This is a genomic window from Actinacidiphila sp. bgisy145, assembly GCF_057708125.1.
Genome location: NZ_JBYIRL010000035.1, coordinates 74,840 through 89,187, shown reverse-complemented (window position 1 = coordinate 89,187; position 14,348 = coordinate 74,840). Strand labels below are relative to the sequence as shown.

The window sequence follows — 14,348 nt, the reverse complement described above, 5'->3', positions numbered from 1 at the left end:
GTGCCGTTCCGGTGACACCGCCGCGCCGGGCCGTCTCAGGTGCCGGGCCCAGCGCCGATGCGGGCCCCGGAGCCGGTTAGGCTCGTCCTGATAAAGACGAGAAGACATCTCAGAAGGAGACAACGTGCCGTCCATCGACGTCGTCGTAGCCCGGGAAATCCTCGACTCGCGAGGCAACCCCACCGTCGAGGTCGAGGTCGGCCTCGACGACGGCAGCACCGGCCGCGCCGCGGTCCCGTCCGGCGCCTCCACCGGTGCCTTCGAGGCCCTCGAACTGCGGGACGGCGACAGCGACCGCTACCAGGGCAAGGGCGTGCGCAAGGCCGTCCTGTCGGTCAGCGACCAGATCGGCCCGGAGCTGGTCGGGTACGACGCCACCGAGCAGCGCCTCATCGACCAGGCCATGCTCGACCTGGACGCCACCCCGGACAAGTCCTCGCTGGGCGCCAACGCCATCCTGGGCGTCTCGCTGGCCGTCGCCCACGCCGCCTCCGAGGCGTCGGACCTGCCGCTCTTCCGCTACCTCGGCGGCCCGAACGCGCACGTGCTGCCGGTCCCGATGATGAACATCCTCAACGGCGGCTCGCACGCGGACTCCAACGTCGACATCCAGGAGTTCATGATCGCCCCGATCGGCGCCGAGTCCTTCTCGGAGGCCGTCCGCTGGGGTGCCGAGGTCTACCACACCCTCAAGGGCGTGCTGAAGTCCCGCGGCCTGTCCACGGGCCTGGGCGACGAGGGCGGCTTCGCGCCGAACCTCGGCTCCAACCGCGAGGCGCTCGACCTCATCGTCGAGGCCGTCAAGCAGGCCGGCTACGTGCCCGGCCAGGACGTCGCGCTCGCGCTCGACGTGGCCGCCTCCGAGTTCTACAAGGACGGCAAGTACCAGTTCGAGGGCGGCGAGAAGTCGGCCGCCGAGATGACCGAGTACTACGAGGAGCTGGTCGCCTCCTACCCGCTGGTCTCCATCGAGGACCCGCTGTTCGAGGACGACTGGGACGGCTGGAAGGTGCTCACCGACCGCCTGGGCACCAAGGTGCAGATCGTCGGCGACGACCTGTTCGTCACCAACCCCGAGCGCCTCCAGAAGGGCATCGACAACGACACGGCCAACGCGCTGCTGGTGAAGGTGAACCAGATCGGCTCGCTGACCGAGACGCTGGACGCCGTCGAGCTGGCGCAGCGCAACGGCTACAAGTGCATGATGTCGCACCGCTCCGGCGAGACCGAGGACGTCACCATCGCCGACCTGGCCGTCGCCACCAACTGCGGCCAGATCAAGACCGGTGCCCCGGCCCGCTCCGAGCGCGTCGCGAAGTACAACCAGCTGCTGCGCATCGAGGAGATCCTCGACGACGCCGCGGTCTACGCCGGCCGCAGCGCCTTCCCGCGCTTCAAGGGCTGAGCCGGCGGCCGGCCGCGGGCCGGCCGCCGTGGGGCTGACGATCCGTCAGCCTGCGGACGTCCCCGCACCCGGTCCCGTACCGTGGGGCGGGGACGTACGCATCTGACCGTCAGCAGGACGGCGAGGGGAGTCACGGCGTGGGGTCGGACCGCTTCTCTGACCGCTTCACCACCGCGGCCCGGCTCAAGGCCATCGGCCAGGAGGCGCAGGCGCGCGTCTACCGTGCCGCGGCCAGCCGCCCGGTCCGGCGCAACAAACTCACCGGGCGCGCGGCGCTGCTGGCGCTGGTGCTGTGCGCGCTGGTGGTCGCCCTGGCCTACCCGACCCGGCAGTACATCGCCCAGCGCGCCGACATCGCCGACCAGCGGCGGGCGGCGCGGCAGGCGAAGCAGAAGGTCGAGGAGCTGCGCGAGGAGAAGGCGCGCTGGCAGGACCCGGACTACGTCCGCACCCAGGCCCGCGCCCACCTGCACTTCGTGCTGCCCGGCGAGACCGGCTACTCGGTGGCGGGCGGCGCCGCAGCCGACTCCGACCCCGCCGCCGAGCGCCGGGCCACCGACGAGGCGGCCGCGCACCGCCCGTGGTACGACAACATGTGGGACGGCGTCGACCAGGCCGACGCGGCCGCCGCCCCCCGGCACTGACCGCGCCCGGCCCGTACGCCGCAGTCCGGCACTTCCGCACCCCGTATGCCCGTACGTACTCCGCACTCCGTACTTCCGCACCCCGTAGAGCAGAACGGTTCATGGACACCACCCCGGAACACACCCCGCCCACCGAGGCCGATGTCGAGGCCGTCCGCGCGCAGCTCGGCCGCGAGCCGCGCGGGCTGCGCGCCGTCGCGCACCGATGCCCCTGCGGCAACCCGGACGTCGTGGAGACGGCGCCCCGGCTTCCGGACGGCAGCCCCTTCCCGACGACGTACTACCTCACCTGCCCGCGCGCGGCCTCCGCGATCGGCACCCTGGAGGCGGACGGCGTCATGAAGCGGATGACCGCCCGGCTGGCCGAGGACGAGGAGCTGGCCGCGGGCTACCGCGCCGCCCACGAGGACTACCTCGCCCGCCGCGACGCCATCGAGGTGCTGCCGGGCTTCCCCAGCGCGGGCGGCATGCCCGACCGCGTCAAGTGCCTGCACGTGCTCGCCGCCCACTCGCTGGCCGCGGGCCCGGGCGTCAATCCGCTCGGCGACGAGACGCTGGCGATGCTGCCGGAGTGGTGGGCCAGGGGCTCGTGCACCGCGGGCACGGCCGCCGCGCCCGCCGCCGGGGAAGGGGCCGCGCAGTGACCGTACGGGTGGCCGCCGTGGACTGCGGCACGAACTCGATCAGGCTGCTGGTCGCCGACATCGACCCGGCCACCGGCGCTTTGACCGACCTGGACCGGCGGATGCGGATCGTCCGGCTCGGCCAGGGCGTGGACCGCACCGGCCGGCTCGCGCCGGAGGCGCTGGAGCGGACCTTCGCCGCCTGCCGGGAGTACGCCGAGGTGATCGCCAGGCACGGGGTGCCGCCGGAGCGGGTCCGCTTCGTGGCCACCTCCGCGTCGCGTGACGCGGAGAACCGCGACGAGTTCACCGCCGGGGTGCTCTCGATCCTCGGGGTGCGCCCCCAGGTGATCTCCGGCGCCCAGGAGGCGGAGTACTCCTTCACCGGCGCCACCCGGGAGCTGACCGGCTCCGGCGGCCCGCAGCCGCCGTACCTGGTGGTGGACATCGGCGGCGGCTCCACCGAGTTCGTGCTCGGCGAGCGCGAGGTGACCGCCGCCCGCTCGGTGGACATCGGCTGCGTACGGCTGACCGAGCGGCACCTGGTGTCCGGCGGCGTGGTCGCGGACCCGCCGACCCCGCAGCAGGTCGCCGAGGTCACCGCCGACATCGACGCGGCGCTCGACCAGGCGGCCGCCGCGGTGCCCCTGGACCGTGCCCGCACCCTGGTGGGCCTGGCCGGCTCGGTCACCTCGATCTCCGCGATCGCCCAGGACCTGCCCGGCTACGACCCGGCCGCGATCCACCACTCCCGGGTCGGGATCGAGCAGGTCCGCGAGATCACCGCCCGCCTGCTGGCCGCCACCCACGCCGAGCGCGCCGCGATCCCCTCGCTGCACGAGGGCCGGGTCGACGTGATCGCCTCGGGCGCGCTGATCCTGCTGCGCATCATGGAGCGCACGGGCGCGAAGGAGGTCGTGGTGAGCGAACACGACATCCTCGACGGGATCGGTTTCGCCGCAGCGGGGTAAGCAAGCGCTCGGAAAGTATTCCGCATCACAGCGGGCGGCTGGTGACTGGCTGCGCTACGTACGGGTAACTTCAGCAGTCCCGCCGCCTCGAAGAGGAGTGTCGCGATGCCCGAAGCCGTCATCGTCTCAGCCGCCCGCTCGCCCATCGGGCGCGCCTTCAAGGGCTCGCTCAAGGAGCTGCGCCCGGACGACCTGGCCGCCACGATCATCAGGACCGCGCTGGAGAAGGTGCCCCAGCTCGACCCGCGGGACATCGAGGACCTGATGCTCGGCTGCGGCCTGCCCGGCGGCGAACAGGGCTTCAACATGGCCCGGATCGTGGCGGTGCGGCTGGGCATGGACCACCTGCCGGGCTGTACGGTCACCCGCTACTGCTCCTCCTCGCTCCAGACCACGCGGATGGCGCTGCACGCCATCAAGGCGGGCGAGGGCGACGTCTTCGTCTCGGCGGGCGTGGAGATGGTCTCGCGGTTCACCAAGGGCAACTCCGACACCCTGCCGGACACGATGAACCCGCTCTTCGACGAGGCGCGGGCGCGTACGGACAAGCGGGCCGAGGAGGGCGGCGGCCACTGGCACGACCCGCGGGAGGACGGCGCGGTCCCGGACGCGTACATCGCGATGGGCCAGACCGCCGAGAACCTCGCGGCGCTCAAGGGCGTCAGCCGCCAGGAGCAGGACGAGTTCGGCGTGCGCTCGCAGAACCTCGCCGAGCAGGCGCTCGCGAACGGCTTCTGGGAGCGCGAGATCACCCCTGTGACGCTCCCGGACGGCACCGTGGTCGCCAGGGACGACGGACCGCGCGCGGGGGTCACCATGGAGGGCGTGGCGGGCCTGAAGCCGGTCTTCCGCCCCGACGGCACCGTCACCGCCGGGAACTGCTGCCCGCTCAACGACGGCGCCGCCGCCCTGGTGGTCATGTCCGACACCAAGGCGCGCGAGCTCGGCATCACCCCGCTGGCCCGGGTGGTCTCCACCGGCGTCTCCGGGCTCTCCCCGGAGATCATGGGGTACGGCCCGGTGGAGGCGTCCAAGCAGGCGCTGAGGCGGGCGGGCATGTCCATCGGCGACATCGACCTGGTGGAGATCAACGAGGCGTTCGCCGCCCAGGTCATCCCCTCCTACCGCGACCTGGGCATCGACCTGGACCGGCTGAACGTCAACGGCGGCGCGATCGCGGTCGGCCACCCCTTCGGCATGACCGGCGCCCGGATCACCGGCACGCTGCTCAACAGCCTCCAGTTCCACGACAAGCAGTTCGGCCTGGAGACGATGTGCGTCGGCGGCGGCCAGGGCATGGCGATGGTGATCGAGCGGCTCAGCTGAGGTGAGGGGCGGCCGCCGAGCTGCGCGTTGTGACCGTGCGCGACGAAACGGCTTCCTTGGGTACACAGTGTGATATAAGTCGCAACCAAATTGCCCCCGGGACGTGATTTTCCCGGGGGCGTTGGCATTTCACCTGGTCACCGATGGCGTGTCGGGAACGGGCGGGCGGGCAGAACCGGTCAATCCATGACGTTCCGCACTGCAAAGGCCAGGGGTTTACCGGCAGAGTGAGGGAGAGGGAAGTTTCGCCCGCCTCCCCGGTGGGCATTGCTCGGGTCGCATCAGTCGGGAGTAGCTCAGTGAATGTGAACTTCACCGTCCTGCTGGTTGCCGCGGGGCTCGCCGCGGCCGCGGGTGCCGCAGCCCTGCTCACCGCCCGCGGTACGCGCCGGGAGCTGTCCGCCCTGCGGCGCGAGCTGGCCGGGCTGAGCGTCCCGGCCCCCCGCGACAGCACGCGGGACATCCGCACCGCCGTCGCCGAGGCGCTCGCCGACGAGCGGGAGCGCGAACTCGCCGAGGCGCGCGCCTTCTGGGCCGAGCAGGAGGCCCGGGACAGCGCCGGCGACAGCGTCCTGCCGCGCGGCCCCTACGGCGCGTCCGGCGACCCGGCCGCACCGCGCGACTACGAGGTCCCGCCGGTGCTGCCCTACCTGCCGCGCCAGTCCGACTTCGCCGGGATCGAGCCCGGCGGCCCGGACCCGGTGGCCTACGAGGCTGCCCTCGACGCGGTGGCCGACGCGGCCGCCGACGCCGAGGCCGCGGACGCCCCCGAGGCCGTGCGCCCGGCGCCCGGCGCCATCCCGCACCCCTCCGGCCCGGACTTCGCGCCCTCCCCGGTGGTCGCCTCCCCGGACCAGACCGCGGACCGCCTCTCCGACCTCGCCGACGGCCGTATCCCGCTGTCCGACGTCCGCCCCGGCCCGCTCGGCACCCTCGACGTCTACGTCTTCGCCGACGGCACCACGCTGTGCATGACCCCCGGCCACCGCGAGACCGCCCTGAAGCTCTCCGAGGCCCTCGACCGCGGCGACACCCCGGTGCTGCGCGGCGGCTCCGCGATAGCCGGCGCCTACGCCCTCACCTTCGCCTACGGCGACGACGAGGCCGTGTACGTCCTGGCCGACCGCGTCGTCGCCTCGCTCTGACGCCCGCCGGCCGGACCGGGTAGGGCCGCCGGGCGCGGGGCTCAGCCGATCCGGCGCGCGGCCGCCGCCACCTTCTCCCGTGCCTCCGCGGTGACCGCCGCCGCCCGCTCGGGCCCGACCGCGTCCAGCGCCGCCGCCAACTCATGGCCGGCCACCGCGAGTTGGTCGCCCACCACGAACATCCCGTCGTTCGGCATGAGGTGCGGCTCCCGGTCGGGGAACTCCAGCGCCTCGGCCTGCGCGGCCAGCCAGCGGGCCAACTCCAGCCCCTGCGCGGCGGCTCCGCCCTGGAGCTTGCGTTGCGGCAGCGACCGCAGCCGCCCGGCGAGGCGGTCGACGGCGGCGGACAGCGCGGTGCGATCGGACATGCCCGCGACCTTACCCGCCGCATCCGCTCGTCCCGGACGGTTGTCAACGCCCCGCCGCTGCGGCACGGTGGGGTGACCGGAACCCCGACCGGAGGCGCTATGTACCTGACGCACTTCTCCGAGGAAACCCACCGGAACCTGCTCGACCACATCCCGCAGTGCACCGGCCGCGAGGTCGGCGACTGGCTGCGCACCCTCGCCGACGGCCCCTCCCTGCTGCGCTTCGACGAACGGGTGAGCTGGCTGCGCGGCGAGCACGCCCTGTCCTACGGCCACGCCAAGGCCCTGGTCCACGAGTTCGACCTGCGCCGCGCCCGCCGCAACCTCGGCTAGGAGCCCGGCTCGGGAGCGGACCGGCCCCGAAGCGGACCGGCCCGGGCGCCCGGTCGCTGCGGCGTCAGTCGCGCAGCAAGGAGACCAGGCGCAGGAGTTCGAGGTAGATCCACACCAGGGACAAGGTCAGCCCGAACGCGGCCAGCCAGGCGTGCTGCCGGGGCACCCCGCGGCGGACGCCCTCCTCGACCTGCTGGAAGTCCAGCGACAGGAAGAAGGCGCCCAGCAGGATGCCCAGCACGCAGAAGGCGATGCCGAGCCCCCCGGTGCGGATGCCCAGCGTGTCGCCGCCGCCGAAGGCGGAGAAGAGCAGGTTCACCACGATCGCGATCAGGAAGGCGACGGCGACGGCCATGCCGATCCTGCGGTAGCGGGCGGTCACCCGGACCAGCCGGGTCCGGTACGCCACCAGCATCCCGCAGAAGACCGCCGCGGTGCCGAGCACCGCCTGCACCGGCGCGCCCTGCCACTGCTCGTTGTAGGTGCGGCTGAGCACGCCGAGGAAGACGCCTTCGAAGAGGGCGTAGCCGACGATGAGGACGGGCGACGGAGACCGTTTGAAGCTCTGCACCATGGCGAGGACGAACGCGACGAGTGCGGCGCCGACCGCCAGGCCGTACCGCTCGGGCAGCGCGAACCAGCCGGCCAGCACACCGGCCACGACGGCGCCGAGCGTCACGGAGGTACGGGAGACGACGTCGCCCGTCGTCATCCGGCCGGTGCGCGCGGGCCCGGCGGCCGGGCGGGCGTAGGCCGCCTCCAACTGGTCCGCCGTCAGGTCCCGCGGCTGCGCGGCCGCGCCGCCGCCCTCGGTGAAGCCGCGGCCGGTCAGCACGGGGTTGCTGCTCTTCATCACGGTCCTCCGCTGCCGCGCGGTGCGGCTGCCCCCAGGCTAAGCGGACGCCATGGGGGCCGCACGGCGGTGCTGCTCAGCGGTGGCGCTCAGCGGCGGCGCCACCGCCAGGGCAGGCGCCGGCGGGCGCGGGGCCGCGGCCGCGGGGCCGCCTCCTCGGGGCCCGCCGCCGAAGCCGCGCCGTTCGGCGGGCCGCCCGCACGGCCGACGACGGCGCCACCGTCGGCGTCGCCGTCCTGCCCGATCGCGGTGAGCAGGTCGCGCGCCAGGTCGGTGTACGTCGGGTCCAGCCACGGGCACAGCAGCACCAGTCGGCAGAGCGAGCCCAGCACCGTCACCTCGCGGGTGCGGTGCGCCTTGGCCGCCGCGAGCATCCGCTCGGTGACCCGCAGCCCGACGTCCTCGCGCACCGCCGGGTCGACCCAGGCGGTCGCCACCATCGCGAACGCCGCCGCCTCGGCGAGCCAGTCCTCCGGGCCGCCGAGCAGGTCCAGCAGCACCGAGCGGCGCTCCGAGCCCGGCCACGGCTCGTCGGCCCGGTGGTGGGCGAGCCCCAGGCACGCGGACGTCTGCACCGCGCGCACCCACAGCTCGGGCCGGTACGCGCGCAGCCGGCGGCCCTGCGCGTCCTCGCGCGGCTCGGGCGGGTGGACCATCACGCCCAGCAGGTCCGCGAGCGGCAGCCCGGACAGCCGCACCCCGTGGTCGTAGGCGGCCGGGATGTGCGGCCAGGACACCACCGCGGTGTCCCGCACCAGCCGGGCGGCCTCCGCCGACGGCGCGGGCACCGCCGGGCGGGCCACCAGCCCGTCGTACGCCCACAGGGTGCGGCCGACCGCGCCGACCGGTTCGCGCGGGTCCGGCTCGCCCGCCGCGCGCTGCACCACCTCGCCGTAGGGGAAGGACATCAGGAAGGCCAGCACCGCGCTCGGCGGCTCGACCGCCGAGGAGGCCAGCCGCACCTGGCGGGTCCTGGCCCCCTCCGCGTCGGGGCTGCGCAGCAGTTGGTGCAGCACGTCGACGGTCGCCTCGGTGGCGTCCGCGACCGCGCCGAGCCACGGCTGCCCCTCGCTGTGCCGGGCCAGCACGGTCGCCGCGTAGGAGTGCTCGGGCCGCGTGCGCAGGAGGTCGGCGAGGGCCAGCAGGTGGGCGGGGTCGCGGTCGGCGGCGTAGCGCACCCCCAGCAGCGCCGGGGCGGTCTGCGGGTCGTCCGGGCCCGCGGCGGCCGCCCGTTCGGCCCAGGGCAGGCCCTGCGCGGCGCGCCCGGTGGACGCGTACAGCTCGGCGATGTCGACCATCAAGGACACGTCGGAGGCGTCCCGGGCGATCTCCGCGCACCACACCCGCAGCGCGTCGTCGGGCCGCCCGGCCGCCCGCAGCGCGTAGCCGAGCATGATGCTCGGGATGTGGTCCGGCTGGAGCCGGTGCGCCTGGGCGGCCCAGCGCACCGCCTGGCCGGTGTCCCCGACCCGGCGGGCCAGCGCCGAGCCGATCGCGGCCAGCCGCGCGTCGCCGGGGTGGCGCGCGACCACGGCCGCGACCAGTTCGTGGAAGGGCCGCACCGCCTCCCGGCCGGCCGCGTCCAGCGGGTCGGGCAGCGCCGTCACCATGTGCGCGAGCGCCTGCGTCACCTGATCCGGCGACAGCCGCCCCGGCAGCGCGTCCTGGGTGAGCCAGGCGACGTGCGACCAGGGCCGGTCGTGGCGGGCCCGGATCGCCTTCGCGATCAGCAGCAGCGCCTCGCCCCACTCCCCGCAGGCGGCCAGCAGGTGCGCCCGGCAGACCGCCGCGCCGACGAACGGCCGGTCCGCCGGGAAGAGTTCCAGCGCCGCGGCCGGTCCGCCCGCGTGCCGGGCCAGCTCGGTGAGCGCCTCGTGCGCCTCGGGCAGCCGCGGGTCCGCGGCGAACGCGTTGCCCAGGTGGTCCGCGGCGTGCGCCAGCCCGCCGCCGTCCATGACCAGCCGGGCCAGCGCCACCTCGCCCTCGGCCGCGAGCCGTTCCTCGCCGCCGTCCTGGTACGGGTCCGCGCCCTGCGTGTGCTGCTCGTCCATCCGCCCCCACCCCTCGCTCCCCGCGCGGGCCCCGCACCGTACGCCGCCGGAACTCCGCCGGGCCGCACCCTCGGCCGCGCCCCCCTGGCGCCGCCCGTGCGGTGTCCCCGGCGGTCCCGTGACCCGTGCGCGCCCACGATGCCGCCGGTGCAGACCGTAATACCCGCCCGCTCCGCCCCCGCACCGGGGTGGCCGTAAGCGCCACAGCGGTGACCTCACAGGTGTACGACCCGCCGGCGCCTGCCGGTATGAGGTGGACGCCGAGGGCCGGGCGCGGTATCACTGAGGAGTGGATACGAACACGCGTTCGAGTATCAGGGAGCAGGTCATGCCACGCCCCGACCACATCCGCGCCCTGCACACGGCGCTGCTGACCGCCCTGCGCGGGCTGCCGGTCTTCCCGCTGTCGCGCACCAAACTCCCCGCCGTCCGCTCCCCGCACCGCGACGAGCCCCGCGCCGCCGACTGCCGCGGCGCGTGCGGCCGCCCCGGCCACGGCGTGTACGACGCCACCACCGACCCCGACCGCATCCGCGCCCTGTTCGCCCTCGCACCCTGGGCGACGGGCTACGGCATCGCGTGCGGCCGCGCCCCCCACCACCTCATCGGCCTCGACCTCGACGTCAAGCACGGCGCGGACGGCCCGGCCGCCCTGCGCGCCCTCGCCGCGCGGCACGCCTTCGCGATCCCGCGGACCGTCACCGTGCTCACCCCGAGCGGCGGCCGCCACCTGTGGCTGACCGCGCCCGGCCCGGTGCCCAACTCCGCCGGCCGGCTCGCCCCGGGCATCGACATCCGCGGCGCCGGCGGCTACGTCGTCGGGCCCGGTTCGCGCACCGTCGCCGGCCACTACCTGCTGGAGCCCGGCACCGCCCAGCACCCGCTGGCGGCGGCGCCCGCCGCGCTGCTGCTGCTCGCCGACCCGCCCCCGTCCCCCGAACCCCAGCCGGCGGCCCCGCCGCCGCCCAGCCCGCGCCACCCGGCCGAGAAGCGCGCCGCGGCCCTCGTCCGCTTCGTCCTGGACTCCCAGGAGGGCGAGCGCAACGGCCGCCTGTTCTGGGCGGCCTGCCGCGCCTACGACGCCGGTCTCGGCGACGCGCTGGCCCCGGCGCTGGTGACGGCCGCGGTCCACACCGGCCTGGGCGAGCGCGAAGCGGCGGCGACGGTGGCCTCAGCGGGCCGGCTGCGCGCCTCCGCGCAGCCGTGAGCCGCGCCGGTGCGGGTCGTTCAGGGGCCGGCTGCGTCCGCGGCGGCCCCGTCCGCGGGGATGCGGCGGTGGATGTCCGCCAGCATGCCGCGCATCGTCACACGGAAGACCTCCGCCTGGTGGTCGCCGATGAAGGAGGTATGCCCGAAGACCTCCAGGACGACCATGCCGTGCAGGCGCCCCCACGCGCCGAGGAACAGGGCGATCGCGGCGGGCGGCAGCTCTCCCGGGCCCACCGGCGGCAGGTCGCCCAGGTGCGCCAGCAGCCCCGCGGACAGCGCCGAGGCGTCGGCTGCGGCGAGCCGGTCCCGGCTGAAGCCGTGGAACAGCTCGCGGTGGAAGAGGGTGGCCATCCGGCGCACCGCCCGGGTGGTGTCGCCTTCGGCGGGAGCCGCGTAGCCCCGTAGCGGTGTACCGAACAGGAGCTGGAACCGCTCGGGGTGCGTCACCGCCCAGCGGCGGTAGCCCTCGGCCGCCACCACCAGCCGCGGCAGGTCCGCAGGGTCGGGCGCGCCGTCGAGGGCGGCCTGCACCGCGTCGGCCAGGTCCTCGTACTCCTTGGCGATGAGGGCCGTGACCAGGGCGTCCCGGTTCGGGAAGTAGTGGTAAAGCGCCTGCACGGTCATGCCCAGGCCGCGCGCGACCGCCCGCAGGGACAGTGCCGCGGGACCCTGCTGGTCGATCTGCTGCTCGGCGGCCGCCAGGATCTCCCGGACCGCGGTGGTCCGCCGCCGTTCGCGCAGCGAGCGCGGGGCCGGCGCGGATGAGTCGTCCACGGGCATGGCGCGACCCTACCGCGCAGCCGGCCCGGCGATCCGCCGGGACGACCGGGGCCGGACCAGGCCCGGACCCCGCGCGGACCGAGCGCGGACCGAGCGCCGATCTGACACTGTCAAGGAAATCTCACACTGCCAAAGCCGCCGCCCGGTCCTCTACGGTCGTCGCGGCGACGGAGAAGTGCGGCGTCGACACCGCACACGGCCGCGGCAGGGTCCCGACCCGCGTCGGCCACCGCGTCGGCCCCGCGTGCCCGGCGGCGCCGCTCGCCGCGCCCGGCCCGGCCGCTCGATCCTTCCGTGCGCCCGGCCGCTCCCGCGCCTTTTCACCGCACGTACCCAAACAAGGAGATCTCGCGTGTTCGAACGCATAGCCGAGCTGGCGATCCGCCGGTCCCGGCTGGTCCTCGTCGTCGCCGTCGTGGTGACGGCCCTCATGGGTGCCGCGGGCAGCGGCGCATTCGCCAAGCTGCTGGGCGGCGGGTTCGACGACCCCTCCTCCCAGTCCACCCGGGCACGCGAGGTGATCGACCAGAGATTCGGCGGTGAGACCAACCTCGTCCTGCTGGTCACCGCCGCCGGCGGCGGGCGGGTCGACACCCCCGCGGCGGAGAGCAGCGGCCGGGCACTGGAGGCCGACCTGAAGCAGGAGAAGACGCTCGCCGGCGTCGTCTCGTACTGGGACAGCCGCAGCCCCCAACTGCTCTCGCGGGACGGCCGCGAGGCGATGGTGGCCGCCCACGTCAAGGGCGACGAGACGCAGCAGAAGAAGAGCGCCGACCACCTCGTCGACACCTACAGCGGCACCTTCGGGCACACGCTCACCGTCCGGGCCGGCGGCTCCGCGGCCGTGAACGCCGGCATGTCGAAGCAGGTGGAGAGCGACCTCTTCCTCGCCGAGAGCATCGCCATCCCGCTGACGCTCGTGCTGCTCCTGCTCGTCTTCGGCAGTGTGGTCGCGGCCCTGCTGCCGCTGGCCATCGCCCTCGTCGCCGTGCTGGGCTCGTTCGCCCTGCTCTTCCTCCTCGGCAGCGTCACCAGCGTCGCCGATACCGCGACCAACCTCACCACGGCCCTCGGCCTGGGCCTGGGTATCGACTACTCCCTGCTGATGGTCAGCCGCTTCAGGGAGCAGCTCGCCACCGGGGCGAGCGTGCCGGACGCGGTCCGGCGCACGGTGCACACCGCCGGCCGCACCGTCGCGTTCTCCGCCGCGACGGTGGCCGCCGCGCTCGCGGCGCTCCTGGTGTTCCCGCAGTACTTCCTGCGCTCGTTCGGGTACGCCGGAGTCGGGGTCGTCGCCATCGCGGCCCTCAGCGCGCTGTTCGTGATGCCGCCGCTGCTCGCCGTCCTCGGCCACCGGGTCAACAGCGGGCGGCTGCCGTGGGCGCGGATCGCGCCGGCCGTCACCCGCACCTCGATGTGGGCGCGGCTGGCGCGCGCGGTCATGCGGCGGCCTGCGCTCACCGCGCTGCCCGTGCTCGCGGTCCTGCTGGTCGCGGCGAGCCCGCTGCTGGGCATCTCCTTCGGCACACCCGACGAACGGGTGCTGCCCACCGGGGCCGAGAGCCGCCAGGTCTCCACGGCGCTGCAGCGGGACTTCGACGGCAACGACGACACCGCCCTGCAGATCGTCATCGACCGGCAGGTGGCGCAGGCGCCCCTGGCGGCGTATGCGGCGCGGCTGTCCCGCCTCGACGGGGTGGCGCGGGTCGAGACGGCCGCGGCGACCTACTCCGGCGGGCGGCGCTCGGCGGCTGCCCCCGGCAGCACCGGCCTCGGCCGGGCCGACGCGCAGCGGATCACCGCGGTCACCTCCGTGACGCCGCGGTCGGACGACGCGCAGCGCCTGGTCCGTGCGGTGCGGGCGCTGACCCCGCCCGAGGGGACGCATCCGCTGGTCGGCGGGCAGGACGCCGAACTGGTCGACGCCAAGCACGCCATCAGCAGCCATCTGCCGCTGGCCATCGGCCTGGTGGCCCTGACCACCTTCGTGCTGCTCTTCCTGTTCACCGGCAGCGTCGTGCAGCCGCTGCGCGCCCTGGTCCTCAACCTGGTCACCCTGGTGACGACCCTCGGCGCGATGACGTGGATCTTCCAGGACGGACACCTGTCCTCCCTGTTCGGCTTCACCGCGCAGCCGATGGAGGTGTCGATGACGGTGCTGATGTTCTGCATCGTCTTCGGCCTGTCGATGGACTACGAGGTGTTCGTCACCAGCCGGATCAAGGAACTCCACGACCAGGGCGCGGACACCGCTTCGGCCGTGGCCGACGGCCTGGGGCACACCGGGCGGATCGTCACCGCCGCGGCCTGTCTGCTCGCGGTGAGCTTCTTCGCGTTCGGCACGGCGAAGGTCAGCTTCATGCAGATGTTCGGCCTCGGCAGCGGGCTGGCCATCCTCGTCGACGCCGTCGCCATCCGCGGCGTCCTGGTCCCCGCCGCGATGCGCCTGCTCGGCGGCTGGGCCTGGTACGCGCCGGGGTTCCTGCGCAGGGTGCACGACCGGATCGGCCTCAGCGAGGGGGAGCCCGCCCCCGTGCCCGCCGCACCGGCCCCGTACGCGAGGGAGACGACGGGCGCCTGACGCACGGGTCCCGCTGCCCGCGGTGGGGGAGTGCGGTGGTCGTCGATGCCCGGTTTCCG

13 protein-coding genes are annotated in these 14,348 nt (G+C 74.7%); 9 read left to right on the top strand and 4 right to left on the bottom strand.

Annotation, left to right across the window (positions count from 1 at the left end):
* Positions 1–124 precede the first annotated feature (124 nt).
* The 6 genes from eno to AC3ERT_RS27750 all read left to right on the top strand — a co-directional run bounded on the left by eno (position 125) and on the right by AC3ERT_RS27750 (position 6,114).
* On the top strand, positions 125–1,405 hold the full coding sequence (gene eno / locus AC3ERT_RS27775) for a phosphopyruvate hydratase (RefSeq protein ID WP_335971076.1): 1,281 nt from the start codon (positions 125–127) through the stop codon (positions 1,403–1,405).
* Between the two features lie 137 nt (positions 1,406–1,542).
* Positions 1,543–2,049: an FtsB family cell division protein gene (locus AC3ERT_RS27770; protein WP_435177432.1), complete on the top strand. Its 507-nt coding sequence runs from the start codon at positions 1,543–1,545 to the stop codon at positions 2,047–2,049.
* Positions 2,050–2,150: 101 nt separating this feature from the next.
* A complete protein-coding gene (locus AC3ERT_RS27765; RefSeq protein WP_335971080.1) occupies positions 2,151–2,693 on the top strand; it encodes a DUF501 domain-containing protein in 543 nt (180 codons plus the stop codon).
* Entirely contained in the window at positions 2,690–3,643 is a 954-nt protein-coding gene (locus tag AC3ERT_RS27760; protein ID WP_435177430.1) for a Ppx/GppA phosphatase family protein, read from the top strand. Before AC3ERT_RS27765 ends, AC3ERT_RS27760 begins: the two co-directional genes overlap by 4 nt.
* A gap of 105 nt (positions 3,644–3,748) precedes the next feature.
* Complete coding sequence (locus tag AC3ERT_RS27755) at positions 3,749–4,969, top strand: acetyl-CoA C-acetyltransferase (RefSeq protein ID WP_435177428.1); 1,221 nt, start codon at positions 3,749–3,751, stop codon at positions 4,967–4,969.
* A 299-nt stretch (positions 4,970–5,268) separates the two neighbouring features.
* A complete protein-coding gene (locus AC3ERT_RS27750) occupies positions 5,269–6,114 on the top strand; it encodes a hypothetical protein (protein WP_435135385.1) in 846 nt (281 codons plus the stop codon).
* A 41-nt stretch (positions 6,115–6,155) separates the two neighbouring features.
* On the opposite strand, the gene AC3ERT_RS27745 is transcribed toward AC3ERT_RS27750, so the two are convergent.
* Positions 6,156–6,482: a hypothetical protein gene (locus AC3ERT_RS27745; protein WP_335971088.1), complete on the bottom strand. Its 327-nt coding sequence runs from the start codon at positions 6,480–6,482 to the stop codon at positions 6,156–6,158.
* 99 nt (positions 6,483–6,581) lie between these two features.
* Here AC3ERT_RS27745 and AC3ERT_RS27740 point away from each other — a divergent pair, with 99 nt between their 5' ends.
* Positions 6,582–6,815 (top strand): DUF4287 domain-containing protein, encoded by a 234-nt coding sequence (locus AC3ERT_RS27740; protein ID WP_335971089.1) that lies wholly within the window; start codon positions 6,582–6,584, stop codon positions 6,813–6,815.
* A gap of 64 nt (positions 6,816–6,879) precedes the next feature.
* On the opposite strand, the gene AC3ERT_RS27735 is transcribed toward AC3ERT_RS27740, so the two are convergent.
* The gene (locus AC3ERT_RS27735) at positions 6,880–7,668 is read right to left on the bottom strand and encodes a Bax inhibitor-1/YccA family protein (RefSeq protein WP_335971090.1); all 789 of its coding nucleotides are present in this window, start codon (positions 7,666–7,668) and stop codon (positions 6,880–6,882) included.
* An 89-nt stretch (positions 7,669–7,757) separates the two neighbouring features.
* Complete coding sequence (locus AC3ERT_RS27730; RefSeq protein WP_435177425.1) at positions 7,758–9,719, bottom strand: tetratricopeptide repeat protein; 1,962 nt, start codon at positions 9,717–9,719, stop codon at positions 7,758–7,760.
* Between the two features lie 328 nt (positions 9,720–10,047).
* Here AC3ERT_RS27730 and AC3ERT_RS27725 point away from each other — a divergent pair, with 328 nt between their 5' ends.
* A complete protein-coding gene (locus AC3ERT_RS27725; protein ID WP_335971092.1) occupies positions 10,048–10,926 on the top strand; it encodes a bifunctional DNA primase/polymerase in 879 nt (292 codons plus the stop codon).
* Positions 10,927–10,946: 20 nt separating this feature from the next.
* Here AC3ERT_RS27725 and AC3ERT_RS27720 read toward each other — a convergent pair whose 3' ends face one another.
* Positions 10,947–11,708, bottom strand: coding sequence for a TetR/AcrR family transcriptional regulator (locus AC3ERT_RS27720; RefSeq protein WP_335971093.1), 762 nt, complete (start codon positions 11,706–11,708; stop codon positions 10,947–10,949).
* 352 nt (positions 11,709–12,060) lie between these two features.
* Here AC3ERT_RS27720 and AC3ERT_RS27715 point away from each other — a divergent pair, with 352 nt between their 5' ends.
* Entirely contained in the window at positions 12,061–14,289 is a 2,229-nt protein-coding gene (locus AC3ERT_RS27715; protein ID WP_335971094.1) for an MMPL family transporter, read from the top strand.
* Positions 14,290–14,348 lie beyond the last annotated feature (59 nt).

What these genes read in the sequence shown, in the direction of transcription:
- AC3ERT_RS27725 (WP_335971092.1), top strand. Translation starts at nt 10,048, where the DNA reads ATGCCACGCCCCGACCACATCCGCGCCCTGCACACGGCGCTGCTGACC.
- AC3ERT_RS27765 (WP_335971080.1), top strand. Translation starts at nt 2,151, where the DNA reads ATGGACACCACCCCGGAACACACCCCGCCCACCGAGGCCGATGTCGAG.
- AC3ERT_RS27735 (WP_335971090.1), bottom strand. Translation starts at nt 7,668, where the DNA reads ATGAAGAGCAGCAACCCCGTGCTGACCGGCCGCGGCTTCACCGAGGGC.
- AC3ERT_RS27745 (WP_335971088.1), bottom strand. Translation starts at nt 6,482, where the DNA reads ATGTCCGATCGCACCGCGCTGTCCGCCGCCGTCGACCGCCTCGCCGGG.
- AC3ERT_RS27740 (WP_335971089.1), top strand. Translation starts at nt 6,582, where the DNA reads ATGTACCTGACGCACTTCTCCGAGGAAACCCACCGGAACCTGCTCGAC.
- AC3ERT_RS27720 (WP_335971093.1), bottom strand. Translation starts at nt 11,708, where the DNA reads ATGCCCGTGGACGACTCATCCGCGCCGGCCCCGCGCTCGCTGCGCGAA.
- AC3ERT_RS27755 (WP_435177428.1), top strand. Translation starts at nt 3,749, where the DNA reads ATGCCCGAAGCCGTCATCGTCTCAGCCGCCCGCTCGCCCATCGGGCGC.
- AC3ERT_RS27730 (WP_435177425.1), bottom strand. Translation starts at nt 9,719, where the DNA reads ATGGACGAGCAGCACACGCAGGGCGCGGACCCGTACCAGGACGGCGGC.